The 24,129-nt window shown below is 71.7% G+C and carries 22 protein-coding genes; 12 read left to right on the forward strand and 10 right to left on the reverse strand.

The features are described 5' to 3' along the window. Positions 1-239 precede the first annotated feature (239 nt). Positions 240-1,889 carry a vWA domain-containing protein gene (locus WMR31_RS17300; protein WP_340540129.1) on the reverse strand — a complete coding sequence of 550 codons (1,650 nt, stop codon included), beginning with the start codon at positions 1,887-1,889 and terminating at the stop codon, positions 240-242. A 322-nt stretch (positions 1,890-2,211) separates the two neighbouring features. Between WMR31_RS17300 and pdhA the strand changes: the two genes are divergently transcribed. The 4 genes from pdhA to WMR31_RS17320 all read left to right on the forward strand — a co-directional run bounded on the left by pdhA (position 2,212) and on the right by WMR31_RS17320 (position 7,545). Next, a complete protein-coding gene (gene pdhA, locus WMR31_RS17305) occupies positions 2,212-3,387 on the forward strand; it encodes a pyruvate dehydrogenase (acetyl-transferring) E1 component subunit alpha (RefSeq protein WP_340540130.1) in 1,176 nt (391 codons plus the stop codon). After that, positions 3,387-4,376, forward strand: a complete 990-nt coding sequence (locus tag WMR31_RS17310) for an alpha-ketoacid dehydrogenase subunit beta (protein WP_340540131.1) — start codon at positions 3,387-3,389, stop codon at positions 4,374-4,376. The genes pdhA and WMR31_RS17310 overlap by 1 nt, the downstream gene beginning before the upstream one ends. A 3-nt stretch (positions 4,377-4,379) precedes the next feature. Next, a complete protein-coding gene (locus WMR31_RS17315) occupies positions 4,380-5,867 on the forward strand; it encodes a dihydrolipoamide acetyltransferase family protein (RefSeq protein ID WP_340540132.1) in 1,488 nt (495 codons plus the stop codon). A 130-nt stretch (positions 5,868-5,997) separates the two neighbouring features. After that, positions 5,998-7,545, forward strand: a complete 1,548-nt coding sequence (locus WMR31_RS17320; RefSeq protein ID WP_340540133.1) for a serine/threonine-protein kinase — start codon at positions 5,998-6,000, stop codon at positions 7,543-7,545. Positions 7,546-7,552: 7 nt separating this feature from the next. On the opposite strand, the gene WMR31_RS17325 is transcribed toward WMR31_RS17320, so the two are convergent. Together WMR31_RS17325 and WMR31_RS17330 are read right to left on the reverse strand one after the other, a co-directional pair. Further along, the gene (locus WMR31_RS17325; protein ID WP_340540134.1) at positions 7,553-8,164 is read right to left on the reverse strand and encodes an NAD(P)H oxidoreductase; all 612 of its coding nucleotides are present in this window, start codon (positions 8,162-8,164) and stop codon (positions 7,553-7,555) included. A 105-nt stretch (positions 8,165-8,269) separates the two neighbouring features. Next, positions 8,270-8,569, reverse strand: coding sequence for an ArsR/SmtB family transcription factor (locus WMR31_RS17330; RefSeq protein ID WP_340540135.1), 300 nt, complete (start codon positions 8,567-8,569; stop codon positions 8,270-8,272). A gap of 112 nt (positions 8,570-8,681) precedes the next feature. Between WMR31_RS17330 and WMR31_RS17335 the strand changes: the two genes are divergently transcribed. Next, on the forward strand, positions 8,682-9,671 hold the full coding sequence (locus WMR31_RS17335; protein WP_340540136.1) for an NAD-dependent epimerase/dehydratase family protein: 990 nt from the start codon (positions 8,682-8,684) through the stop codon (positions 9,669-9,671). Positions 9,672-9,680: 9 nt separating this feature from the next. Continuing rightward, positions 9,681-10,067: a hypothetical protein gene (locus WMR31_RS17340; protein WP_340540137.1), complete on the forward strand. Its 387-nt coding sequence runs from the start codon at positions 9,681-9,683 to the stop codon at positions 10,065-10,067. Between the two features lie 82 nt (positions 10,068-10,149). Here the strand turns inward: WMR31_RS17340 and WMR31_RS17345 are convergent, their stop codons facing one another. Next, the gene (locus WMR31_RS17345; protein ID WP_340540138.1) at positions 10,150-11,673 is read right to left on the reverse strand and encodes a M1 family metallopeptidase; all 1,524 of its coding nucleotides are present in this window, start codon (positions 11,671-11,673) and stop codon (positions 10,150-10,152) included. Then, a complete protein-coding gene (locus WMR31_RS17350) occupies positions 11,670-12,248 on the reverse strand; it encodes an RNA polymerase sigma factor (protein ID WP_340540139.1) in 579 nt (192 codons plus the stop codon). The genes WMR31_RS17345 and WMR31_RS17350 overlap by 4 nt, the downstream gene beginning before the upstream one ends. A gap of 41 nt (positions 12,249-12,289) precedes the next feature. Here WMR31_RS17350 and WMR31_RS17355 point away from each other — a divergent pair, with 41 nt between their 5' ends. Next, positions 12,290-13,921, forward strand: coding sequence for a serine/threonine-protein kinase (locus WMR31_RS17355; protein ID WP_340540140.1), 1,632 nt, complete (start codon positions 12,290-12,292; stop codon positions 13,919-13,921). Positions 13,922-13,936: 15 nt separating this feature from the next. Here the strand turns inward: WMR31_RS17355 and WMR31_RS17360 are convergent, their stop codons facing one another. Further along, positions 13,937-14,638, reverse strand: coding sequence for a hypothetical protein (locus WMR31_RS17360; protein WP_340540141.1), 702 nt, complete (start codon positions 14,636-14,638; stop codon positions 13,937-13,939). Between the two features lie 56 nt (positions 14,639-14,694). Between WMR31_RS17360 and WMR31_RS17365 the strand changes: the two genes are divergently transcribed. Further along, the gene (locus tag WMR31_RS17365) at positions 14,695-16,245 is read left to right on the forward strand and encodes an amidohydrolase (protein WP_340540142.1); all 1,551 of its coding nucleotides are present in this window, start codon (positions 14,695-14,697) and stop codon (positions 16,243-16,245) included. A 185-nt stretch (positions 16,246-16,430) separates the two neighbouring features. Here the strand turns inward: WMR31_RS17365 and WMR31_RS17370 are convergent, their stop codons facing one another. Both WMR31_RS17370 and WMR31_RS17375 read right to left on the reverse strand, forming a co-directional pair. Beyond that, positions 16,431-17,321 (reverse strand): SGNH/GDSL hydrolase family protein, encoded by an 891-nt coding sequence (locus tag WMR31_RS17370; RefSeq protein ID WP_340540143.1) that lies wholly within the window; start codon positions 17,319-17,321, stop codon positions 16,431-16,433. Between the two features lie 9 nt (positions 17,322-17,330). Further along, a complete protein-coding gene (locus WMR31_RS17375; RefSeq protein WP_340540144.1) occupies positions 17,331-18,518 on the reverse strand; it encodes a PucR-like N-terminal domain-containing protein in 1,188 nt (395 codons plus the stop codon). Between the two features lie 86 nt (positions 18,519-18,604). On the opposite strand from WMR31_RS17375, the gene WMR31_RS17380 reads away from it, so the two are divergent. Continuing rightward, complete coding sequence (locus WMR31_RS17380; RefSeq protein WP_340540145.1) at positions 18,605-19,768, forward strand: ferredoxin reductase; 1,164 nt, start codon at positions 18,605-18,607, stop codon at positions 19,766-19,768. Between the two features lie 20 nt (positions 19,769-19,788). Further along, a complete protein-coding gene (locus tag WMR31_RS17385) occupies positions 19,789-21,036 on the forward strand; it encodes a fatty acid desaturase family protein (RefSeq protein ID WP_340540146.1) in 1,248 nt (415 codons plus the stop codon). A 136-nt stretch (positions 21,037-21,172) separates the two neighbouring features. On the opposite strand, the gene WMR31_RS17390 is transcribed toward WMR31_RS17385, so the two are convergent. Further along, positions 21,173-21,442 carry a hypothetical protein gene (locus WMR31_RS17390; protein WP_340540147.1) on the reverse strand — a complete coding sequence of 90 codons (270 nt, stop codon included), beginning with the start codon at positions 21,440-21,442 and terminating at the stop codon, positions 21,173-21,175. A gap of 326 nt (positions 21,443-21,768) precedes the next feature. Continuing rightward, complete coding sequence (locus tag WMR31_RS17395) at positions 21,769-22,455, reverse strand: GntR family transcriptional regulator (RefSeq protein ID WP_340540148.1); 687 nt, start codon at positions 22,453-22,455, stop codon at positions 21,769-21,771. 95 nt (positions 22,456-22,550) lie between these two features. Here WMR31_RS17395 and WMR31_RS17400 point away from each other — a divergent pair, with 95 nt between their 5' ends. Next, positions 22,551-23,330, forward strand: coding sequence for an HpcH/HpaI aldolase family protein (locus WMR31_RS17400; protein WP_340540149.1), 780 nt, complete (start codon positions 22,551-22,553; stop codon positions 23,328-23,330). Next, positions 23,327-24,127, forward strand: coding sequence for a carbon-nitrogen hydrolase family protein (locus WMR31_RS17405; protein WP_340540150.1), 801 nt, complete (start codon positions 23,327-23,329; stop codon positions 24,125-24,127). Before WMR31_RS17400 ends, WMR31_RS17405 begins: the two co-directional genes overlap by 4 nt. Positions 24,128-24,129: the final 2 nt, after the last annotated feature.

Below are 24,129 nucleotides of genomic sequence, written 5' to 3' on the forward strand. Positions count from 1 at the left end.
GACCCCACACCGCACTAGCCGGAAGACCCCCAGTCACCCGCACCCCCGGTGTCACCAACCTCGCGGTATAGAACAGCCAGCGAGCGCCGACGAAACCCCGGCAACCGGCGCTGCCAGGGCTCCCGAGGTCGCCTTCGGGGTTTCGTCGGCGCCGACGAGTTCGTCCCTCACTCGTCGGCTTGCTCAACCTCCGAGCGCTTGCTCGGCCTGCGCGTGCGTGAGCCGGTTGGGGTCTCCGGTCAGCCGGTGAACAGCGCTTCGCTGACCGCGTCGGCGTAGCCCTCGTAGCTCTGCAGCCAGGTCGCCCGGCCGCCGGTGGCCTCGGCGATGTCGGTCAGAGCCTCCATGTCGGCCGAGGCGCCGATGCCGATCGCGATGATCCGGACCGGCCGGTCGGGGTCGGAGGCATCGGCCAGGTCGGCGAGGAGGTCCTCGAGGGAGATCGAGCCCGCGGCGTCACGGTTCTGTCCGTCGGAGAGGACCAGGAGCTGGTTGACCATGCCGGGCTCGTACTGCTCGAGGGTGTAGTCGTAGGCCTCCCGTACGGCGTTGTAGAGGGGAGTGCCGCCGGAGACCTCGAGCTCGTCGAGGGCATCGAGCATCGCCTGGCGGTGGGAGGGCCCGCTCTGCGGTCCGTTCGGCTCCAGGTCCACCGGCCGGGTGATCACCGGTACGTCGTCATCGTCGTCACTGCGGAAGACGATGAGCCCCGATCGCGACGCCGGACTGGCCACCCGCATGCCATCGCGGGCCGCACGCCGCACGAGCTCGATCCTGCTCGTGTCGGTGCCGGGGAAGGTCTCCTCCATCGAGCCGGACGCGTCGATCGCGACCATCGTGGAGATCCGCTGGTGCATGAAGCCGAAGGCGGTGCCGACCTGCCCGGCGTCCTTCGCCGAGATCTCGTCGAGCGGTCCGAGCTCGTCGGCCGGCACGAATCCCGCGCCGGCGAGGGCGGCAGCGCCCTCGGGGGAGGTGAGGAAGGTGGCGAACGCGGCCAGCGGCTCGGTCGCATCGGCGTCGAGCGTGACCAGTGGCACCGCCGGCCGCGGTCCACGCAGCGGCACCGGCGCCAGGTCGGAGCCGGACGCCGCGAGCACCGGCGCGGAGGTGAGGAAGGCGTTCGCGGCGGGGTCGGCGTCGACGTCGAGGACGGCCAGCTCGTCGGGCGTGAGCGCGACCACACGATGCTCGATGCGGATCGTGGTGAGGTCCTTCCGGGTGGGGGTGATGAACGACGGGACCGCGAAGGCCTCGCCGGTCGCGGTGGTCACCAGGCCGAGGAAGCCGAGCCGCCCGGTGACGCTCGTGCCCGGGTCGGGCAGCGCGATGGCCAGTTCGGCGCCGTCGGGGAGCGACCGCACTCCGCGCACCAGGGGTCCCAGCGCGGCGGGTCGGGCCAGCGTGTCGGGGCCACCGAGGCCGTCGACCGTCTCGGGGTCCAGGGCGAGTACAAGGGGCACACCGGCCACCGTCGTCGGCTCGCCGACCGGACTGAGTTCGCCCTCGGCAGCCTCGACCTGCTGGCGGCTCCCGGCCAGCCAGCCCGCCGGGCCGTCGTCGCCGGTCGTCGGCACGTCCGACGAGCTCGCCTCGATCTGCACCGGGGCGCAGCCGTCGACGCGGTACGCCCCGGCGACCGTGGTCCACGACGCGAGGTAGGCAGGCTCGACGGCCACGCGCACCGAGGCCGGGCACGGCTCCCCGGAGGAATTGGTCCGCGGCGGCTCGGGAGGGCCGCCGGCCTCGGCGGGCTCGTCGTTGGCAGTACGGATCACCCAGGCCGCTCCGGCGGTCGTGATGAGCAGCAATACGGCGGCGACGAATCCGAACAGCCGTGCCCCGGACTGTCGCGCGCCCGTTCCGTGGCGCCCCTCGTACCGACTCATGTCTGCCTCTCCTGCGGATCCCGACACCGTCGTGGGGGGTGACGCAGGGGGTTCGTCACGGTGGCGACCGCCGTGGTCCCTGGCAGCGGTCGGGGGCAACCTACACCGGGCGGTGCCGGCGCAACCGGAGGCCGAGCGGAAGTTCGACGCCGTCGCGCGCGGGGGCGGCTCGGTGGATTGGCGGCCGTGACCGGCGCGGCGGTAGGTTGGCACCGATTTCGGTCTGTGTCCCGGGTCACAGCCGCGCCACCCCTGCGGCCGACCCGCCCCGAGCACCTGGAAGTGGTGACCCCACCGCCGGGCCACGAGAAGGAGCCGTTCGATGAATGCACCCCCCGAACCGGGCACTACCACGTCGGGCTTCGGTCCCGACCTGGTCGAGGTGTTCGGTCCCAGTCAGAGTGACGGCGGCCCCGAGTTGGTCCAGCTGCTCACTCCCGAGGGCGAGCGGGTGCACCACCCGGAGTTCGACCTCGACTTCTCCGCCGAGCAGCTGCGCGGCTTCTACCGCGACATGGTGCTCACCCGGCGCATCGACACCGAGTCCACGGCGCTCCAGCGCCACGGCGAGCTCGGCATCTGGGCCCAGCTCCTCGGCCAGGAGGCCGCCCAGATCGGCGCCGGTCGGGCCCTGCGCCCCCAGGACTACGTCTTCCCGACCTATCGCGAGCACGGCGTCGCCTGGTGCCGCGGCCTCGACCCGCTCAAGCTGCTCGGCCTGTTCCGCGGCGTCGACCACGGCGGGTGGGACCCGGCCGAGGTCAACTTCGGCCAGTACACGATCGTGATCGGCGCGCAGACCCTGCACGCCACCGGCTACGCCATGGGCATGCAGCGCGACGGCGTGGTCGGCACCGGCGACCCCGAGCGTGACGCCGCGGTGATCGCCCACTTCGGCGACGGCGCCAGCAGCCAGGGCGACGTCAACGAGGCGTTCATCTTCGCCGCCTCCTACAACGCCCCGGTGGTGTTCTTCTGCCAGAACAACCAGTGGGCCATCTCCGAGCCGATCGAGCGCCAGACCCGGATCCCGCTCTACCAGCGCGCCCTCGGCTTCGGCTTCCCCGGCGTCCGGGTCGACGGGAACGACGTCCTGGCCACCTACGCCGTCACCCAGGCCGCGCTCCAGCGTGCCCGCGACGGACAGGGCCCCACGCTCGTGGAGGCCTACACCTACCGGATGGGTGCCCACACCACCACCGACGACCCGACGCGCTACCGGCTCTCCGACGACGTCGAGAGCTGGAAGCTCAAGGACCCGATCGCGCGGGTGGAGGTCTACCTGCGGCGCAACGGGCTGGTCGACGAGGAGTTCATGAACGCGCTCGCCGCGGAGGCCGACGAGCTCGGCCACACCCTGCGCGAGGGCTGCAAGGCGATGCCCGACCCGAAGCCGGAGGCCATCTTCGAGTACGTCTACGACCAGGAGCCCGAGGAGCTGCGCGTGCAGCGCGAGGCCTTCGCCGAGTACCACGCTTCGTTCGAGGGGGCGCACTGATGAGCCAGAAGATCACCCTCGCCAAGGGCCTCAACATGGGGCTGCGCAAGGCGATGGAGGACGACTCGAAGGTCCTGCTCATGGGCGAGGACGTCGGCAAGCTCGGCGGCGTCTTCCGGATCACCGACGGTCTGCAGAAGGACTTCGGCGAGGACCGCGTCATCGACTCCCCGCTGGCCGAGTCCGGCATCGTCGGCACCGCGGTCGGCATGGCGATGCGTGGCTACCGCCCGGTCGTGGAGATCCAGTTCGACGGCTTCGTCTACCCCGCCTACGACCAGATCGTGTGCCAGGTCGCCAAGATCCACTACCGGAGCAAGGGCCGCACCAAGATGCCCATGGTCATCCGGATCCCGTTCGGCGGCGGCATCGGCGCGGTCGAGCATCACAGTGAGTCCCCGGAGGCGCAGTTCGCGCACACCCCCGGCCTGAAGGTCGTCGCCTGCTCGAACCCGATCGACGGCTACTGGATGATCCAGCAGGCCATCGCCTGCGACGACCCGGTCATCTTCTTGGAGCCCAAGCGGCAGTACCACGCCGACAAGGCCGAGTTCGACGACACCCAGACGATCGACGACGTCGCCCCGCTGTTCACCTCGCGCGTGGTCCGCGCCGGCACCGACGCCACGGTGCTCGCCTACGGCCCGACGGTGAAGACCGCGCTCAAGGCCGCCGAGGCCGCTGCGACCGAGGGTCGCTCGCTGGAGGTCATCGACCTGCGCACCCTCTCTCCGCTCGACATGGCGCCGGTGCACGAGTCGGTGCGCCGCACCGGCCGGGCCGTCGTCGTCCACGAGGCGCACACGAACCTCGGCCTCGGATCCGAGCTCGCCGCCCGGATCTCCGAGGAGTGCTTCTACTCCCTGGAGGCGCCGGTGCTGCGGGTGGGCGGGTTCGACACGCCCTACCCGGCCTCGCGGATCGAGGAGGAGTTCCTCCCCGACCTCGACCGGGTCCTCGACGCCGTCGACCGCAGTCTGGAGTTCTGAGCGATGCCCGAGTACCTGCTCCCCGACGTCGGGGAGGGCCTCACCGAGGCCGAGATCGTCAGCTGGAAGGTCAAGGTCGGCGACGTCATCGAGATCAACGACATCGTCGTGGAGATCGAGACCGCCAAGTCGCTGGTCGAGCTCCCCTCGCCGTACGCCGGTGAGGTCAGCGCGCTGCTGGTGGCCGAGGGCGAGACCGTCGAGGTCGGCACCCCGATCATCCGGATCGGCGAGCCGGGCGCGGCTGCTGCCGAGGAGCCGGCCGCTCCGGCGGCCCCGGTCGCCGACATGGTCATCGACCTGTCCAACCCCGCCGCCAGCGGCGGCGGCGAGGGCGAGAGCCTGGTGGGCCGCACGAAGGCCGAGCGTGGGCCGGTGCGCCGTCCCCGCAAGGGCTCTGCGTCGCCGTCGACCGAGTCGGCCGCAGCCACCCAGATGCAGGTCCAGGGTGCCTTCGCCCCCGGTGGGGCACAGAGCCAGCCGGTCATCGAGTCCGACGAGCCGGCCGTGCCGGCCCAGGACGCCCGGGCCGCGGGCGCCGAGCAGCCTGAGCAGCCAGCCCAGGCGCGGTCGGCCGGCGACGTCCGGGTGCTGGCGAAGCCGCCGGTGCGCAAGCTGGCCAAGGACCTCGGCGTCGACCTCGCCACCTGTGCGGCGTCCGGCCCGCACGGCACGATCACCCGCGCCGACGTCGAGCAGGCCGCCTCGGGCGCGGCCGCCCCGACCGGCTCGACCACCGCCGCGGCCCCGGTGGCTGCCTTCTCCGCGGCGCCGGGCGAACGCGAGACCCGCGAGCCGGTCAAGGGCGTGCGCAAGATGATGGCCTCGGCGATGGTCGGCTCGGCCTTCAGCGCGCCGCACGTCACCGAGTGGGTCACCATCGACGCCACGGCGACCGTCGACCTGGTCGCCCGGCTGAAGAAGCGCCGCGAGCTGCGCGACCTCAAGGTGAGCCCGCTGCTGGTGCTCGCCAAGGCCGTGCTGCTCGCGATGCGCCGGACCCCGGAGATCAACTCGTTCTGGGACGAGCAGTCCCAGGAGGTCGTCTACAAGCACTACGTCAACCTCGGCATCGCGGCCGCCACGCCGCGCGGCCTGGTGGTGCCCAACATCAAGGACGCCGAACGGCTCAGTCTCGTCGAGCTCGCCACCGCCCTCGGCGAGCTCACCGCCACCGCCCGCGACGGCAAGACCCAGCCCGCCGAGATGGCCGGCGGCACGTTCACGATCACCAACGTCGGCGTCTTCGGCGTCGACGCCGGCACCCCGATCATCAACCCGGGCGAGTCGGCGATCCTGTGCTTCGGCGCCATCAAGAAGCAGCCCTGGGTGGTCGCCGGCGACGACGGCTCCGACAAGATCGCGGTGCGCCACGTCACCACGCTCGCCCTGAGCTTCGACCACCGCCACATCGACGGCGAGAAGGGCTCCCGCTTCCTCGCCGACGTCGCCGGCATCCTCGAGGACCCCGGCTCCGCCCTGCTGTTCTGAGGCCCGAGGGCGATAGTCCCGGGACTTTGGGTTGTTCTTTCGCGCTTCAGGCAACCCGAAGTCCCGGGACTATCCCAGCCGGACAGGTGCGTGCGGAGGCGTCTGGCTGGGTAGATAGGCTGGCGTGACCATGACGACCGGAACTCCCGAGCCGGGCGCGCAGCTCGGCGCGTTCCGGCTGGGGCGACGCCTGGGCGTGGGCGGCATGGGGATCGTCTTCCAGGCGCTCGACACCCAGCTCAACCGCCAGGTCGCGCTGAAGGTCATCACGCCCCACATCGGCGACGACGAGGAGTTCCGCGCTCGGTTCACCCGCGAGGCGCAGGCGCAGGCCTCGCTCGACTCGCCCCACGTCGTCCAGGTGTACTCCTTCGGTGAGGCCGACGGCCGCCTCTACATCGCCTCCCAGCTCATCCCCGACGGCGACCTGGGCCAGATGCTCACCCGCCACGGCCGGCCGCCGGCGCGGATCGCGCTCAACCTGATCGCCCAGGTGGCCGACGGGCTGTCCGACGCGCACGCCGCCGGGCTGATCCACCGCGACATCAAGCCGGCCAACGTGCTCCTGCGCAACCGCGACAACGTGCTCCAGGCCTACCTCGGCGACTTCGGGATCGCGCGCCAGATGGATGCCCAGAACCAGCTCACTCAGGCCGGTCACGCGATCGGGACGCCCACCTACATGGCGCCCGAGCTCCACATGGGCGCCGAGTCGGGGCCGGCGTCCGACATCTACTCGATGGGCTGCCTGCTGTGGGCGGCTCTGAGCGGCCAGGCGCCCTACAGCGGGAGCACGGACTACCAGATCGTGATGGCCCACCTCGAGGGACCGATCCCACAGCTGGCGCCCACCGGTCCGCTGGCCTCGGAGATCAACCGGGTGCTGCGGCGCGCGCTGGCCAAGCAGCCCGAGAACCGCTACGGCAGCGCGGCGGCCCTGCGCGACGACCTCAAGCAGGTCCTGCGCCTGCCCGACGATCCGACTCGCGTCCGGCCGCTGCACGACGACGAGCAGGTCACCCCGGGTACGCGGGTCTCCGACCCCAAGCCGTGGAGTGGCGGTCCGCGTCAGACGCCGACGCCCGGGACCGGTCCTACCGCCGGTTCCTCGCCATCACCGGTACCGGCTCCCGTGACGTTCCGGACGCCGACGCCGCCCACCTTCGCCTCCTCGGCCGGACCGGGAACGCCGGTCGGCCCGGGTGCCCCGACTGGGCCGAGCGGCCCGAGCGGTGGCAACCGCAACCGGATGTGGGTCGCGGTGGCGGTGGTCACCGTCGTCCTCGTGGTCGGCGCGGTCGTGCTGGCCAAGGTGATCGCCGACTCCGGCGGCTCCAATACCGCGGGTGAAGGCGATGAGACCACCAGCAGCACCGGGGAGCCCGGCACCGAGACCACCGGCGGAGGCGAGGGAACCGACGCCGACCAGCAGAAGGCGATCGAGAACATCACCCAGGGCATCCTCGACGACGGCAGCGCCGACGACGTCGAGGCCAGCACCTGCATCGCCCGCAACCTGGTCGAGCAACAGGGCATCGCGAAGTTGCAGGAGCTCGAGGTGCTCGACTCCGAGCTGAACTTCCTCAACACCGACAACCCGGCCGCGGCCGGGCCGGTGCTGAGCGCCTCGTTCGGGTGCCTGGGAGACCTGTTGAGCTCCTTCACCCCCAGCTCCTGAGGCGGGGTCAGCCGACCGCGACGCACTCCGGTTCCAGGACCTCCCGCACCGTCTCGACGGCCTGCTCGACGAGCTGGACGTGGTGGCCGGGGAGGTCCCGGAGCCCTTCGCCCAAGGCGTTGTACAAGAACACCACCTCGCTGTCGGTGGCCCCGCTGTAGCGCGCGATGCCCTCGTTCAGGACGTGCGCCATGCTGGTGTCGGCGTGCCGCTCGGCGGCGAACTCCTCGTACGTCTCGCCGACCGGGGTGATCCAACGCCATACCTTGGGGCCGAGCTCGGACCGGCGACCGTAGGCGATGCCGTAGTTGAAGACCCGGTCGATGTAGCCCTTCATGATGGCGGGCACCGAGGCCCACCAGGTCGGGAAGACGAAGATCAGCACGTCGGCCTCCTGCGCCTGGGCCGCCAGGTGCATGACCTCCTCGGAGTACCGCTTGGCGCGGCCCCAGTCGGGCTCGTCGGCCTCGTGGAGCCGTGGGTCGAAGCCACTGCGGTAGAGGTCGATCTCGGTGAACGGCACACCGGAGCGGCGAAGCTCGTGGCGGATCGCGGCCACGGTGCGGGCGGTGAGTGAATCGGTGCGCGGGTGCGCCCAGACGAGATGGACAGAGGTCACGGTGTGCTCCTTATGCTCGCGACGGCCGCATCGGATGCGACGATCAGGTGATTGACGAATTGATAGGACTCGCGGGTCGGTGGCCGGTCCTGCTCGGTGCGTGGCTCAGAAGGTTCGGATCTGCTCGGCAAGCTCCCCGAGTGCGTCCGGCCGACGAGCGAAGTAGGTGAACTTCCCGATCCGCACCGAGGTCACGAGTCCGGCTTGGAGCAGCACCTTGAGGTGCGCCGAGGCGGTCGCCGGAGCGATCCCCAGTCGCTCGGCGATCGTGAGTCCGCACAGGCCCTCGGCGGCGTCGTACTCCTCCACGGTGAAGTGCTGCGCCGGGTCCTTGAGAAGCGCGAGGATCTCCAGGCGCTTCTCGTTCGCAAGGGCGCGGGTCTGGTCGAGCAGGGTGGCGTTCATCAATCAAAAGATTAGGTGATTGACGAATTGTTGTCCACTCGCGGCGAGCCCGCCGATTCTGCCGACCGCGGAATCGCTTGCCGCGTCGCGGAACGACGCGTTGGCTGTCGGCATGCGGATCCTGGTGCTGGGCGGCACGGTGTTCCTGTCCGAGGCAGTCGCGGCCGAGGCGCTGCGACGCGGCCACGACGTCGTCTGCGCCTGCCGTGCGGACTCGGGGACGGTGCCGGACGGCGCGCAGTGGGTCCGCTGGGACCGCAGCGCCGAGCCGGCGCCGGGCGAGGAGGTCGGCGGCGTCGACGTCGTCGTCGACGTCGCCCGTCAGCCCTCGTGGGTGCGTGCGGCCCTCTCGGCCTGGACCGACGCGCACTGGATCTTCGTCTCGACCGTCAACGTCTACTCCGACGACTCCCTCACCGGCGGCACGCCGGACACGCTGCCCCTCCACCCGGCCCGCCACGCCGACGCCGACCTGGCCGAGCACCCGGAGGCCTACGGCCCGCTCAAGCGCGGCTGTGAGGAGGCGGTGCTCGCCAGCGCGGCGTCCGCGATGGTGATCCGGCCCGGGCTCATCTGCGGGCCGGGCGATCCGACCGGACGGTTCTCGTACTGGCCGGCCCGGCTGGCGGAGGCCCGCGCCGGTGGGCGGGTGCTGGCCGGGGGCGAGCCGGACGACGTCGTCCAGATCATCGACGTGCGCGACCTGGCGTCCTGGATCGTCACTGCCGCCGAGCAGCGCACCACCGGCGTCTACGACGGCGTCGGTCCGGTGTCGACGACGTCGGAGCTGCTGGAGGCGGTGGCCGCCGGCGTGGGCGCGACCCCGGAGCTGGCCTGGGTGCCGGGGAGTGCGCTGACCGAGGCCGGCGTCGAGCCGTGGATGGGGCCGGGGGCGCTGCCGTTGTGGCTGCCGCGCCCCGACTACGACGGGTTGATGTCGCACGATCCTGGCCCCTCGTTCGCCGCGGGATTGAGCACCCGACCGGTGGCCGAGACGGCGCGCGACACCCTGGCGTGGCTGCGCGCCGAGCCCGATCCGCCGTCCACGGGGCTGTCCCGCGCCCGGGAGCAGGAGGTTCTCAACTCCCTGCCGCCCACGTAGCCTCCTCGCGTGAGGCGACCGCACCAGAACGTGGCGACCGTGCTGGTCGATCCCGCGCGGCTGCGTGAGCTCGAGCTGGACCTGATGCCGCTGGACCTGTGGGTGTGGCCGGTCGCCACCGCTCCGGTGTGCGCCGACGGCCCGCGCCGGGCCTTCCAGATCCGCCGCCGGCTCATCGAGTCCAAGCGCGGCGCCTGGGACGACGCCCGCACCTGGACGCCGGTGTGGATCTCGTTCGGCGAGACCTGGTACCACGGCGACGACCCGCTCCCATGGGCTGCGCACAAGACCCTCTGGAACACCCTGGCCGCCCACGCCGCCCACGTCCGCTACCGACTCGGCCTCGGCGGCGTCCCCCCGCTCACCACTCCGCGCGAGGGTCCCCAAGTGGGATAGTCCCGGGCGATCCGGTTGTTCTTCAGCCTCGCGAGCAACCCGAACGCCCGGGACTATCGCAGGACTGATCCCGGAGACCGGCCTACGACGTCGGGGAGGACTCCCCGAGCACCCAGCCGTTCCACAGGTCGTCGAGGTCCTCGCCGGTCTGCTCCTCGAGGTAGGCCAGGAGGGTCTCGCGGTCGGTGCTCTTGTTGTCCTGGGCCTGGGGCCAGCCGCGGACGACCTCGAAGAACTTCTCGTCGCCCACCTTCTCCCGCAGTGCCTGCCAGAAGAACGCGCCGCCGAAGTAGACGTTGGAGTTGCCGAACTCCGAGGGGTCGTAGGCGCCCGGCGGGCCGCTCTCCTCGCGGTAGTGACGCTCATCGTCGGCGAGCCCGTCGAGGTACTGCTCGAACGGCGTCCCCTCCTGCTCGGCCTGCCACATCAGCTGGAGGTACATCGCCATGCCCTCGTTCATCCACACGTCGCGCCAGTCGTCGGGGCTGACCTGGTCGCCGTACCACTGGTGGGCGAACTCGTGGACGACGGTGTCGGCCGAGGTCGAGTACGGCGTGTCACCGAGGGTGATGAGGGTCTGGGTCTCCATCCCGCTCTCGGAGTCGACCAGCAGGATCCCGGCGGTGTCGAAGGGGTAGGGCCCGAGGTACTCCTCCAGCCACGCGATCGCCTCGGGGGAGTAGCGCAGCCCGTCGCCCGGCTCGTCGCCCCGTGGGGTCCAGTAGGTGATGGGAAGGTCGTTCGGGCCGATGTCCTCGGTCTTGTCGTAGTCGCCGAAGGCGAGCGTGATGAGGTACGACGCCGCCGGCTCGGCGAGGTGGAACTGCGTCTTGTGGGTGGCGTCGTCGTCGCCGGTCAGCTCGTCGGCGGTCTGCAGGCCGTTCGCGACGCCGGTCCACGGCGAGGGCACCTGGAGGGTGAAGTCGTACAGCGCCTTGTCGGAGGGCTGGTCATTGACGGCGTACCAGGAGTAGGCGCCGATCGGCTCCTGCATCGTCCAGGTCTGGTGCTCGTCGTCGATCGTGAACCCGGTGTAGAGCAGGTCCGAGCGCTCGGTCGGCGCCCGCACCGGCTCCGGGGTGCCGGAGTAGTCGACGACGAGCTCGTAGCGCTGGTCCTGCTTGACCGGCGCGGTGACCACCAGGTCCTTGCCGGTGTGCTCGTAGGACACCTCGGCGCCGTCGAGGGTGAGCGAGCTGATCTCCAGCGGCTCGCCGAAGTCGAGCTGGAAGCGGTCGGCGGTGCCGGTGGAGCGGAAGGTCAGCGTCTCGGCGCCGGTGAGGGTGTCGGTGGCGGGGTCCCAGGTGAGGTCGAGGTCGTAGTGCAGGGCATCGACCGACGGGTCGCCGACCTCGGGGTAGTAGCTGTCCTCGGCCGGCTCGCTGAGCGCGAGGTCGAGGTCGGCCGGGGGCGGATCGGCGCTCTGGGCGGGCGCCGTCTCGGTGGGGTCGGACGCCGTGCTGGATGGCCCGCCGGTCGATCCGCCCTGCGGCGTCGCCATGTCGTCGGGCAGGTCGTAGCCGCCGCAGCCCGCGGCGACCAGCGCCAGGAGGAGCGCGAGCGGCACCGCGGCCGCGCGGGCGCGACCGGGACGGCGCTTCCTCACTCCTCGCCCCGCAGCAGCGGCCGGGCGAGCTTGCGGCCGTGGTGGATCTGCGCCTTCACGGTGCCCAGCGGGACGTCGAGCAGGGTGGCGATCTCGTCGTAGGCCATGCCGTAGACGTCGCGCAGCAGCAGCGGCTCGACGTACTGCGGATGGTCGCGCTCGATCGTCTCCATCGCCTCGAGCAGGTCGAGCCGGGTGCCGGCGATCACGCTGGTGGTGCGCGGGTCGGGCCGCTCGCCGACGGCGTTGTGCTCCTGCGGGTCGGCCGCGATCGCCTGGTTCTTCATCCGCCGGTAGGTCGAGCGCGCGGAGTTCACCGCGACCACGTGCGTCCAGGTGGTGAACCGGCCCCGGCCGTTCCAGGAGCCGATCTTGGTGGCGATGTTGAGCAGCGCCTCCTGGCAGGCGTCCTCGGCGTCGGCCAGGTGCGGCAGCACGCCGCGGCACACGTTGAGCGTGCGCGGCCGGATCGCGGCGAGCACTTGTTCGAGCGCGTCGCGATCACCGTCCTGGGCGCGGTGCGCGAGGTCGTCGATCTCGTCCGGCGTAGCGGCTTCTCCGTCGGTGGCGGTCATGCCGATGTTCCTTCCCTCATCGCCTCGAAGATAATGCAGTGGTGTCCACCACGGGTCCGAGCCACCTCGGCCGCTACGCCGTCCGACGCCGGATCGGCAGCGGCGGCTTCGCGACCGTCTGGCTCGCCTACGACGAGCAGCTCGACGCGCCGGTCGCGATCAAGGTGCTCGCCGACAACTGGTCGGAGCAGCACGAGGTGCGCACCCGCTTCATCGAGGAGGGGCGATTCCTGCGTCGAGTGGAGTCGCCGCACGTCGTCCCCGTCTACGACGCCGGTGCGCTCGACGACGGCCGTCCCTATCTGGTGATGGCCTACGCCGACCAGGGAACCCTCGCCGACCGGCTCGCCGCCAGCGGACTCACCATCCCCCAGGCCTACGAGGTCATCACCCAGGTCGGCGCCGGTCTCCAGGCGCTCCACGACCGCGGCGTCCTGCACCGCGACGTGAAGCCCGCGAACGTGCTCTTCCGCAGCGCGGAGGCCACCGGTGACGGCACCCAGATGCGCGCCATGCTCGGCGACCTCGGCCTCGGCAAGGCGCTCGACGTCTCCTCGCGCCTCACCGTCATCGCCGGGACGCCGGCGTTCGTCGCGCCCGAGCAGGCACAGGGCGAGGCGCCCGACCCGCGAGCCGACCAGTTCTCCCTCGGCGTGCTCACCTTCCTGCTGCTCAGCGGGCGGCTCCCCTGGGACCACGCCACCCTTCCCGCCGCCGCCGCCCCCAAGGCGCCGAAGCCGCTGTCCACCGGCCAGCTGGTCTTCCCGCCGGCGGTGGAGCAGGTGGTGGGCCGGGCGATCGCCCGCGACCGCGAGGACCGCTGGCCCTCGGTGGCCGCCTACGTCGAGGCACTCGGTGAGGCGCTGCGCGGCTGGGTCGGCGACGCCGACCAGTCCCAGACCCGGGTCCTGCCGGTCGACCCGCAGCTGACGATCCCCGGCCAGCGACCCACCCAGCCGCCGGCGTCCGGCGCCCGGACGCCGACGCCCGTGCCGTCGAGCGGGCCGTCGACCGGGCCGTCGAGCGGCTCCTACGACTGGCTGCACGAGCCGGCCCCCTCGTCGGCGGGCGCCCCTCCGGCCGATCCGCCCACGGCACCGATGTCCGGCGGGCAATCCGGCGCTCCTCCTCGACGACGCGGTCGCGGCGTCCTGGCCGCCGCACTGGTCGCCGTGGTCGGCCTGGCGCTCGGCGGTGCGGGCGGCTACTTCGCGCAGCAGACGACCACCGACGACGCCGCGCCGACGACGTCGACCGTCGAGGACGAGACCGAGCGGCTGGCGGCCACCGTGCCCGCGGAGTGGACCGCCTACTCGGTGGGCCCGTGGCAGCCACCCAACGGAATGGGCAAGGAGTACGCAGCACTCTCGGTGGGCACCTCCCCGACGTGGAACCAGGACGGCGAGGGCCTCTTCCTCGGGCTGCTGCCGGGCACCGAGCTCCCGGAGGAGCTCCCCGGTCACTCCGAGTGCACCGCCGACGATCCCTCCACCGACGCGAACGCCGACGACCCGCGCGTCACGGCGTTCTACACCAAGTGCGGGCCGGGCAGGTCGGTCATCGTCGAGCAGGTGGTGCAGGTCTCCGACGGCCAGCTGCTGTGGGTCCAGCTGCACACGGCCGATCGGGCCGCGGCCAAGGCGGTGCTCGACGCGATCCGGATCGACGTCTGAGCCGTCATCCGGGGCTCAGTTGCCGGCGGGCCGCTCGATCGGCGTCATGCTCGCGTAGACGAGGTTGATCAGGTCCTCCATGCCGGCGACGTCGCGCTCGCGGCCGAAGACCGCGACGGTGGCGAAGGCCGTGGTGCCGTCGTTCGCTGGGATCCAACGTTCGAAGGCGACCCGCTTGTAGCCGTCCTCGACGTAGTCGACGCGGAACCCGAAAGAGTCCTCCTGCGTGAAGTTCACGCTGTCGACGGTGTTCTCGGGCTGGACGTCGGCCGAGCGCCATGCGGCCTCCCGGTTGGCGATCGCCCGCGCCACCGAGTCCTCGTCGGTGACCACGATCTTCACCCTCATTCCGAAGGCGTTGATGTCGTTCCCGGGTCTGGTGAACCGCCACTCGGCCGGAGCGCTCGAGCTCTGCGTCCATCCCTTCGGCACATCAAGGCTCAGTGAGTAGCGAGACGGCCGGCCCTGGGCGTCCTGGGCGGTGAGCCGCACGCCTGCGTCGAGCGGGATGCCCGGCTCGAGCGCGGGATCGTCCGGGTCGTCCTGGTAGATCCGCACCGGGAACTCCGGGTGGGCCGCCCTGATCGGGGCGGGAGTGGCGAAGCCGGTCCGCTCCGGCCCGTCCTTCTCCGGCACATCGCGCGCCGCGAGCGCCCACCCGCCGCCGGCGCCGACGGCGAGGGCCACCAGCGCCACGCCGAGAGTCCGCCACCTCACGCCCGCGACCCTATCCGGGGCGGTTGCGGCGCCGGATCGGCGGTAGCGTCTCCCGGGTGTCGGATCTGCTGGTGCGCGGCTGCCGGATCGTGCCGCTCGGGGTCGGCGACGTGGCGCCCGCGGGTGGTGAGCCGGTCGACGTCCTGATCTCCTCGGGCCGCGTCGTCGAGATCGGCGCCGGGCTCGACCGGCCCGACGGCGTCGAGGAGGTGCTCGCCGAAGGGCGCTGGCTGATCCCCGGACTGTGGGACCAGCACGTGCACCTGGGCCAGTGGACCCTGAGCCGAGGCCGCGTCGACACGCTCGGCCTCCGATCCCCCGAGGACGCCGTGGCGCTCGTCGCCCGCCTGGTCGAGCAGGAGCCGGGGCGACCCGTGATCGGCTGGGGGCATCGGCCCGGCAACTGGGCGAGCGAGGGCTCGGTGGCCGCGCTCGACGCCGTCTCGGGCGTGACGCCGGTGGTGCTCATCGCCGGTGACGGCCACCACGCCTGGCTCAACAGCGCCGCACTGGCCGCTCTCGGGCTCGGTGCCCGCGAGGAGGTCGTGCGGGAGAACGAGTGGTTCGCCGCCTACGAGCGGCTCGCCGCACTCACCGACGACGGCCCGGAGGACGGCGCGGGCCCCCGCGCCTACCGCGAGTCGCTCGCCGAGGCGGCCGCGCGCGGCGTCGTCGGGCTGGTCGACTTCGAGTTCACCGGCGGCGCCGCGGAGTGGCTGGAGCGCTGGCACGCCGGCTGCGACCTGCTGCGAATCCGGATGGCGACCTACGCCGAGGGGCTGGAGTCGGTGATCGCCTCCGGGCTGCGCACCGGCACCCCGCTCGACCCCGCCGATCCCGATCCGCGGCTGGTGATGGGGCCGCTCAAGATCATCAGCGACGGCTCCCTCAACACCCGCACCGCATGGTGCTGCGAGCCGTACGCCGACGCCGACCCCTCGCACCCGCAACCGGCCGGAGCCGCCAACCTCGCCCCGCACGAGCTCCAGGCGCTGCTCGCGCGCGCCCACATGTCCGGGCTCCACGTCGCCACCCACGCCATCGGCGATGCCGCGGTGAGCGCCGCTCTCGACGCCTACGCCGCCACCGGCGCGCTCGGCTCGATCGAGCACGCGCAGCTCATCTCGCACGCCGACGTCGAGCGGATGGCGGCGCTCGGCGTCCGGGCCAGCGCCCAGCCGGCCCACCTGCTCGACGACCGCGACCTCAGCGAGCAGATCTGGCCCGGCCGCGGTGAGCGGTGCTTCCCGTTCGTGTGGATGCGCGACGCCGGCGTCCGGCTGGTCTTCGGCTCCGACGCCCCCGTCTCGCCGCTCGACCCATGGCTGGCCATGGCCGCCGCCGTCCACCGCAGCGCCGACGACCGCGACCCCTGGCACCCCGAGCATGCGCTCACCCCGCGCGAGGCGCTGGCCGCCTCGGTCGACGAGCAGCCCACCGTCCGCGTCGGCTCACCCGGCGACGTCGTCCTCCTCGACCGCGACCCCCTCGCTCCGGCCGGGACGTCCGGTGAGTCCGCGGCCGCCCTCCGCTCGATGCCGGTCGCCCTCACCGTCGTCGCCGGCCGCATCGTCCACCGCGCCGCCCATCCCGCCGCCGGAGGTTGAGCAAGCGAGCGCCAGCGAGCGCTGACGAAACCCCGGGTACCGAATCAGGCGACGCCGCCGGAGGTTGAGCAAGCGAGCGCAAGCGAGCGCTGACGAAACCCCGGCAACCGTCGCTGCCAACGTTTCCGAGGTCGGTTGCGAGGTTTCGTCGGCGCCGACGAGCTCGTTCCTCACTCGTCGGCTGCTCAACCTCCGACGGCCTGCTCGACCAGCTTCGCCACCGCGCGCTGCTCGGCCAGGAACGGGTGGAAGGCGATGGTGCCGTCGGGGGCGGTGTCCACGCCGTTGACCCACGGCTTCTTGGCGCAGATGTCGTGGCCGCGGCTGGCCCTGGCGACGTCGACGAAGTCGAGGTCGCGCTTCTCGGCCTGGGTGCGCAGGGCGTCGGAGAGGCCGTTGGTGACGTCGTTGACGAAGGGGAAGTCGCCGGTCGGCAGCGGGATCAGATCCGGACAGGAGCCGGTCCGAGGCAGCAGCGTGGGGTAGCCCACGACGACGACCTGCGCGTCGGGCGCGGCCTCGACGACGGCGTCGAGGGTCTTGCCGATGTTGGCCTCGATGCGGGGGAGCCACGTCTCGGCCCGTTTCGACACCGCATCGGTGCAGGGGGTTCCGGCTGCGTCGGGTCCCGGCGCGGTGCACTCGCCGATCAGGGTGAGGAAGAGCTGGAAGTCGTTGCCACCGATGCCGAGGGTGACCAGGTCGGTGTCGGCGTCGAGTGCGGGCACCTGCTTGGTGAGCACGTCGTCGGTGGTCGCGCCGCTGCACGTGACGTCGGTGAGCTCGATCGTGTCGTCGGCCGCGGCGATCTGGTGGGCGTAGTTCTGGTCGGACCGGAAGCAGCCGTCCTCGCCCGACGTGTTCGGGACGCCGGGGGCGGCGGCGTAGGAGTCACCGAGCGCGACGTAGGAGATCGCCTCGTCAGCTGCTGTCTCGGACGCCGGCGCCGAGGCACTCTCGGGGGCAGGGGAGATCTCGTCGTCGTCGCGACCGCCCTGCTCCGAGCACCCCGCGCATGCCGCGACGAGCACGGCTGCCGAGGCGAGTGCGAGCAGGAGGCGGGGCGGGCGCGGCACCGGGTCAGGCTACGGGTGGTCGCCAACGGAGGACGGCACCCCTAGCGCGAGCGTCAGCGCGAGGATGGTGTCTGGGTCCTCGAGCGTGTCGCCGTAGACCTCGCGTAGTTGGCTCATGCGATAGCGAACGGTCTGGGGATGGACGTACAGCGCCGCGGCCGTCTCGTCGCGGCGTCCCTGATGGAGGAGCCAGGCGCGCAAGGTGTCGGCCAGCTTGTCCGCGGTCGCCGGGCGGAGGTCGGCCAGCGGCTCCAGCGCGCGGGCCCGCAGGTCGGCGAGCGCCTCGGGGTCTGCGGTGAGCACCAGGGTGGGGAGGTGGGCCTCGGTGTCCTCGCCGAGGCCGAGTGCCCGGGCGCGCAGCGCGCGCTCGTACGACGTCCGGACCGCCAGCCAGGGCCGCGCCGGGCCGGCGATCGCGCCGCGCCCGGTCAGTCCGCGCAGCAGCGCCTTGCGGGCGCCGTCGTGTGCGTCGGGGACCAGCAACAGGGCGGCGCCGTCGAGCCCGGCGACCTCGACGGCGACCAGGGTGCCGGCGGGGAGCGAGGCGCGCACGGGTCGCACCTGCGACTCGGGGAGGATCACCGCGGTGAGCGTGGTGCTGGGCGTCCACTCGGCGCGTTCGGCGGCCTCATGGATCTCCTCGGCCGCGGCGCCACCGACCAGGGCCTGCGCCAGCCGCTCCAGCTGCCGCTCGCGCACCCGGCCGGCGCTGGCCAGCTCGTCGGTGTGCCCGGCGACGCTGGCCGCGGAGAGCTCGTCGATGTAGGCGAAGACCAGCGCCGCGAAGGAGGCCAGGGTGTCGGCGTCCAGGCCCGCGCGGACGGCGTCGCCGGCCATCCGCTGCCACGACACCCGGGCGCCGATCCGGTAGGCCGCCAGCAGCGCGTCGGTGCCGCGGCCGCTGCGAGCCTCGCCGCGCCCGAGCTGGTAGGCGCCCTCGACCGCGGGCACCGTGACGGCGTCGGATCCGCGGCGTCCGCTGGCCAGGGAGAGGAATCCACCCAGGGTGATCTGCACCGCGCTGCGAATGCGCTCGCCCATCGGGCCGCTGAAGGCGTCGGCGTAGGTCGGGACCTCCTCGATGATCACCGCGACCGCGGCCTCGGCGACCCGAGGCAGCTCGGCCCGGATCGCGGTGACGACAGCGGGCGGCAGCAAGAGGTCGTGATCGGTGGTTCGCCGTGGGCGAGGCGGCATTGTTTGTCTCCTGCGAACAAAAGGGTGTTCGAGATTCACGTGGCTTGATCAGGAGTTTACCCCGCGCAGCGGGCAAACTCTGAGCTATGACGTCGACGGTGCTGCCCCCTCGCGCGACCGCCCCCACCGCCCCCGACCTCCCTGCCGATCAGCCCGTACCGGCACCCGCGGCCCGGCCCTCGCTGCGCAGCCGCCTTCGCAAGGTGGTCGACGCCGCGATCACGCCGCTGGAGCTGGCCGACGTCCTCGACGTCTTTCACCCGTTGCGCGCCGGCGCCGACCTGCGCGGCCGGATCGTGGCGATCCAGCCCGAGACCGCGGACTCCGCGACCATCGTGCTCAAGCCCGGCAAGGACTGGGGCGGCCACGTGCCCGGCCAGTACGTCCGCGTCGGTGTCGACGTCGACGGCGTCCGGCTGTGGCGCACCTACTCCCTCACCCACGGCCCCCGGCCCGACGGCTGCATCTCGATCACCGTCAAGGCCATCCCCGACGGCGTCGTCTCCGGTCACCTCGTGCACCGCGCGCAGGTCGGCCAGATGATCCAGATGGCGCCGGCCGAGGGCGAGTTCGTGCTGCCCGACCCACTGCCGGCCAAGCTGCTGCTGGTCACCGGCGGCTCCGGCATCACCCCGGTCATCGGGATGCTTCGCAACCTCTTCTCCCGCGCCGTCCCGCCCGCTCTCGACATCGTGCTCGTGCACGTCAACGTCTCCACCGACACCGCGATGTTCCGCGACGAGCTGCGCGCCCACGCCGACGCCGGGCACCTGCGGCTGGTCGAGCGCTACGACGTGCGCGACGGCGTCCTCGACGTCGCCGACCTCGGCGACCTGGTGCCCGACCTCGACGAGCGGCTCGCCTACGCCTGCGGCCCCGCCGGCCTGCTCGACGCCCTCGAGCAGCACCACGCCGACCGCGGCCTGCCGCTGACCACCGAGCGCTTCCGCCCGGTGCTCCTCGGCGACGCCGGCGAGGGCGGCGAGGTCACCTTCAGCAGCGGCGCCGTGGTCGACGCCGACGGCACCACCCCGATCCTCGACGCCGGTGAGAGCGCCGGCGTCCTGCTACCGAGCGGCTGCCGGATGGGCGTGTGCTTCGGCTGCGTCGTCCCGCTGCGCTCCGGCGCCGTCCGCGACCTGCGCAATGGCGCGCTGACCGTCGCCGTCCCCGGCGAGACCGGGCCCGAGGGCGTGCCCATCCAGACCTGCATCAACGCCGCCGCCGGCCCCTGCTCCATCGACAGCTGAACCGCGAAGGAATCACCCTGATGACCGTCATCACCAAGCTCCCCGTCAACCCGACCGCGCACCTCACCCCCGAGGACATCGAGCAGCTCGGAGTCGAGCTCGACGCGATCCGCCAGTCGGTGCTCGACGCCCGCGGTGAGAAGGACGCCCGCTACATCCGCCGCGTCGTCGACGTCCAGCGCAAGCTCGAGCTCGGCTCCCGTGCGGTCCTGCTGGCCAGCGTGTTCCCGCCGGCATGGATCGCCGGCACGATCGGCCTCTCCGTCGCCAAGATCCTGGAGAACATGGAGATCGGGCACAACGTCATGCACGGCCAGTGGGACTGGATGCGCGACCCGAAGATCCACTCCACGACCTGGGAGTGGGACAACGCCTCGACCGCCGACGGCTGGAAGCACGCCCACAACGAGATCCACCACACCTACACCAACATCGTCGGCAAGGACAACGACCTCGGCTACGGCATCATGCGCGTCGACGAGGACCAGCGCTGGCACCCGATGCACCTGGGCCAGCCGCTGTGGAACTTCATCAACGCCTGCTTCTTCGAGTACGGCATCGCCGCCTACGACCTCGAGCTCGGCAAGAACCTGCGGATGCCCAAGGAGCGCCGCTCGGCGCAGTTCAAGGCCAACGCCCGCAAGACCCTGCACAAGATCCGCAAGCAGGCCACCAAGGACTACGTCGTCCACCCCGCCCTGGCGCTGCCCTTCGGCGGCGCGCTCCAGGTGCTCGCGGCGAACTTCACCGCCAACGTCGTGCGCAACCTGTGGTCGCACTCGGTCATCATGTGCGGCCACTTCCCCGAGGGCGTGGAGACCTTCGAGCGCAAGTCGATCCCCGACGACGAGTCCCGCGGCCAGTGGTACCTGCGCCAGATGCTCGGCTCTGCCAACATCTCCGGCTCCAAGCTGATGCACATCATGACCGGCAACCTCAGCCACCAGATCGAGCACCACCTCTTCCCCGACCTGCCCAGCAGCCGCTACGCCGAGATCGCCCCGCAGGTCCAGGCGCTCTTCGAGAAGTACGACCTCAACTACCACTCGGCCCCGCTGCCCCAGCAGGTCGCCAGCGCCTGGCACCGCGTCGTCCGCCTCTCGTTGCCGAACGGCTGGCTCGCGACGACCAACGCCAAGAACCTCCCTGAGCAGCTCAAGCTCCTGTGGGGCATGACCACCAAGGGCCCCAAGGTCCGCCGCGCTGCCCAGGCACGCCTGACCCAGCAGGAGAAGCGCCAGGCCCGCGCCGCCGCAGCGGCCGCCTGACGGGGACCCACCATCAGGTCGGCCCGCGACGTTCGGCAACCATTCTTGCCGGCGTGTCCGAGATCGGTTCGAGGTCTCGTCGGCGAGGCTCGGGGTGAGTTCGCGCGGCGCCTCTGTGCCGGAGCCAGGCGCCTGATCAGGCGACCCGGTTGCCGTACCGCTGTCGTGCCGCCTCGCCGCTGGTACCGACGAGGGTGCCGATCGCGGACCAGGGCATTCCCGAGTCGCGTGCCGCGCGGACGGCGTCGAGGAGATGACGCTCGGCCTCCGATCGCTCGGCAACAGCGGCGCGGAGCATGGTCACGGCGGCGGCATCAAGCTCGTCGGACGGGTCGGGTTCGTAGGACTCGAACCGCGCCGCGAGCTCGTCGGCGTGCTGCAGGATCTCTTCAACGGTGCGTGGCATGGTCCTCACCTCAGGAACTTCTCGCGGGCCTTCATTGCATGGACGATGACGTCGGCCTCGTCGCCATCGACGTATCCGACTTCCAGGAAGATCGCGGCCCGGTTCGGGCCCGCACTGGATGTCGATAAGCGTGAAGAATCTCTTCGTCGCTGAGTCCGTGCTTCAACGCGGACGGAGCGATGATCGGATCCCCCCTCACCAAACCAAGGTAACTTGCCGACTCCATGTGCCCAAGCGATCACGCGCAGGCGGCGCACCGCGAGGATGCCGAGGCCTGAGTGCGCAAGCGTGAGGCGACCGCTTCCCTCCGGTCGTTCGCGCGCCGGCTACCGCGAGCCCCGGGCGCCGGAGAATGCATCCACCAGCTCGGGGATCTCGCGCAGGTGCCTGCCGAGCACGTCGACGCACGCGTCGCCGTCATGGTTCTCCAGTGCGGCGAGCAGCTCGCGGTGCTCGACCTCGATCGTCTCCAGACGCGACGGCCCCTCGGTGAGCGTGCGCGTGCCCAGCCGGACCTGGCGTGGCTGCAGGGCGTCGTACATGTCCGAGATCACGGCATTGCCCTGGTGGCGCACGATCGTGGAGTGGAAGAGCTGGTCGAGCTGCGCGAAGCGGTTCCAGTTGCCGTCCAGGCCTACCTGCTCCATCTCCTCGACCAGAGCACCGGCCGCCGCGGGAGCGCCCGCGCGCCGGGCACAGATGCGTCGGACGGCGTCGGACTCGAGCACGAACCGGGCCTGGTAGAGCTCGCGCATCTCGGTCGCGGTGACGACCCGGACCTGGGCGCCGCGCCGGGGTACGAGGTCGACGTACCGCTCGACCTGTAGCCGCTGAAGCGCCTCGCGGACCGGGGTGCGCGAGGTCTTGACCTGCTCGGAGAGCGCGACCTCGTCGATGAACTCACCCTCGGCGAAGACGCCGTCCAAGATCGCGTCCCTGATCCAGAGATAGGCGCGCTGGCCGGCGCTGGGGGCCGGGCGCCCGGCGCCGCTACGGCCCTCGACACGTGACATGAGGGACATTCAACCATTTACACGGCCTGCATTCAGTGTGTATACATGAGGTCTACACATTGTGTCCCGAGTCACCTTGAAGGAGTACAGCCGCCATGAGCGAACGTCCCAGCCCCGGTCCGGCGCCCGCGCCGAGCGTCGCGATCTGGCTCACCGAGCCATCGATCGCCGCCGTCGAGATGGGCCGCCTCGCCGGCTACGACACCGTCGTGCTCGACATCGAGCACGGCCTGTTCGACCTCCACGACCTCGACCGGATCATCCCGTTCATCCGCTCCACCGGCATGCGCGCGATCGCCAAGGTGCTCGGGCCCGAGCGCGGGCCGATCCAGCAGGCGCTCGACTTCGGGGCCGACGCGGTCGCGATCCCCCACGTGGAGTCGGCCGAGCACGCCGCGCAGGTCTGTGCCTTCGCCAAGTTCCCGCCGCTGGGCGACCGCTCGTTCGCCGGCGGCCGCACCTCGAACTATCGTGGGTTCACCGACGACTGGGTGAGCGCACAGGACCGCGACACCCACTGCTACCCGATGATCGAGGACGCCTCGGCCTTCGACGAGGTCAAGGCCATCTTGGACCTCCCCGTCGTCGACGGGATCTTCATCGGACCCTCCGACCTGTCGTTGCGGCGCGACCGCGGCGCCTACTCGGTCACCGACGACGACCTGGCGGACATCCGCCAGCTCGCCCGGGCCGCGACCGCGGCGGCCAAGCCGTGGCTGCTCCCCGCTTGGAGTCAGCCCGAGCAGCGACTCGCGGTCGAGGAGGGCGCCGCCACGATCGTCGCGTCCATGCAGTACGGCGCGATGCTCGCCGGTTTCACCAACACCCTCGAGAACCTGAAGCAGATCCAGCACGACGTGAGGAGCACCCGATGACCAACCTGACCGCAGCGATCGGCCAGTTCGCCCCCGGTGACGACAAGACCGCCAACCTGGACGTGATGTCCGGACTGCTCCGCGACGCCGCGGCGCGGGGCGCACGACTGGTCGTCCTCCCGGAGTACGCCGCCTTCACCGTCCCCACGATGGACGACCGATTCGTGGAGACCGCGGAGTCGCTCGACGGCCCGACCGTCACCGGCCTCGCGACCCTCGCCGACGAGCTCGGCCTCACCGTGGTCGCCGGCATCAACGAGCAGGCCGAGGACGGGCGGATCCACAACACCCTCGTGGGCCTCCAAGACGGCAAGGTCGCGGCGATCTACCGGAAGGTCCACCTCTACGACGCCTTCGGCTATCGCGAGTCCGACCGCGTCCTCGCCGCCGACCCGGCGGTCCCGGAACTGCTCGACGTCGACGGCTTCAAGGTCGGCATGCAGACCTGCTACGACCTGCGCTTCCCGGAGACCTCGCGCGTCCTGGTCGACGCCGGTGCCGACGTGATCGCGCTCCCGGCCGAGTGGGTGCCGGGACCGCTCAAGGAGTACCACTGGAACACCCTGGTCCGGGCGCGCGCGATCGAGAACACCGTCTACGTGCTGGCAGCCGACCAGACCGCCCCGGCGGGGAGCGGCAACAGCGCGATCGTGGACCCGATGGGCATCGGCATCGCCGCGATCGGCGAGAACGCCGGTATCGGCGTCGCCGTGCTCGAGCGCAGCCGGCTCGACCACGTCCGCACCGTCAACCCCGCCTTGGAGCTTCGCCGATTCCGCGTCGTGCCGAAGGAGTGACC

This window comes from Nocardioides epinepheli (assembly GCF_037936805.1).
In the GTDB taxonomy this organism is placed as follows: Bacteria; Actinomycetota; Actinomycetes; order Propionibacteriales; family Nocardioidaceae; genus Nocardioides.

What these genes read in the sequence shown, in the direction of transcription:
- WMR31_RS17300 (WP_340540129.1), bottom strand. Translation starts at nt 1,889, where the DNA reads ATGAGTCGGTACGAGGGGCGCCACGGAACGGGCGCGCGACAGTCCGGG.
- pdhA (WP_340540130.1), top strand. Translation starts at nt 2,212, where the DNA reads ATGAATGCACCCCCCGAACCGGGCACTACCACGTCGGGCTTCGGTCCC.
- WMR31_RS17310 (WP_340540131.1), top strand. Translation starts at nt 3,387, where the DNA reads ATGAGCCAGAAGATCACCCTCGCCAAGGGCCTCAACATGGGGCTGCGC.
- WMR31_RS17315 (WP_340540132.1), top strand. Translation starts at nt 4,380, where the DNA reads ATGCCCGAGTACCTGCTCCCCGACGTCGGGGAGGGCCTCACCGAGGCC.
- WMR31_RS17320 (WP_340540133.1), top strand. Translation starts at nt 5,998, where the DNA reads ATGACGACCGGAACTCCCGAGCCGGGCGCGCAGCTCGGCGCGTTCCGG.
- WMR31_RS17330 (WP_340540135.1), bottom strand. Translation starts at nt 8,569, where the DNA reads ATGAACGCCACCCTGCTCGACCAGACCCGCGCCCTTGCGAACGAGAAG.
- WMR31_RS17335 (WP_340540136.1), top strand. Translation starts at nt 8,682, where the DNA reads ATGCGGATCCTGGTGCTGGGCGGCACGGTGTTCCTGTCCGAGGCAGTC.
- WMR31_RS17350 (WP_340540139.1), bottom strand. Translation starts at nt 12,248, where the DNA reads ATGACCGCCACCGACGGAGAAGCCGCTACGCCGGACGAGATCGACGAC.
- WMR31_RS17375 (WP_340540144.1), bottom strand. Translation starts at nt 18,518, where the DNA reads ATGCCGCCTCGCCCACGGCGAACCACCGATCACGACCTCTTGCTGCCG.
- WMR31_RS17380 (WP_340540145.1), top strand. Translation starts at nt 18,605, where the DNA reads ATGACGTCGACGGTGCTGCCCCCTCGCGCGACCGCCCCCACCGCCCCC.
- WMR31_RS17385 (WP_340540146.1), top strand. Translation starts at nt 19,789, where the DNA reads ATGACCGTCATCACCAAGCTCCCCGTCAACCCGACCGCGCACCTCACC.
- WMR31_RS17390 (WP_340540147.1), bottom strand. Translation starts at nt 21,442, where the DNA reads ATGCCACGCACCGTTGAAGAGATCCTGCAGCACGCCGACGAGCTCGCG.
- WMR31_RS17395 (WP_340540148.1), bottom strand. Translation starts at nt 22,455, where the DNA reads ATGTCACGTGTCGAGGGCCGTAGCGGCGCCGGGCGCCCGGCCCCCAGC.
- WMR31_RS17400 (WP_340540149.1), top strand. Translation starts at nt 22,551, where the DNA reads ATGAGCGAACGTCCCAGCCCCGGTCCGGCGCCCGCGCCGAGCGTCGCG.
- WMR31_RS17405 (WP_340540150.1), top strand. Translation starts at nt 23,327, where the DNA reads ATGACCAACCTGACCGCAGCGATCGGCCAGTTCGCCCCCGGTGACGAC.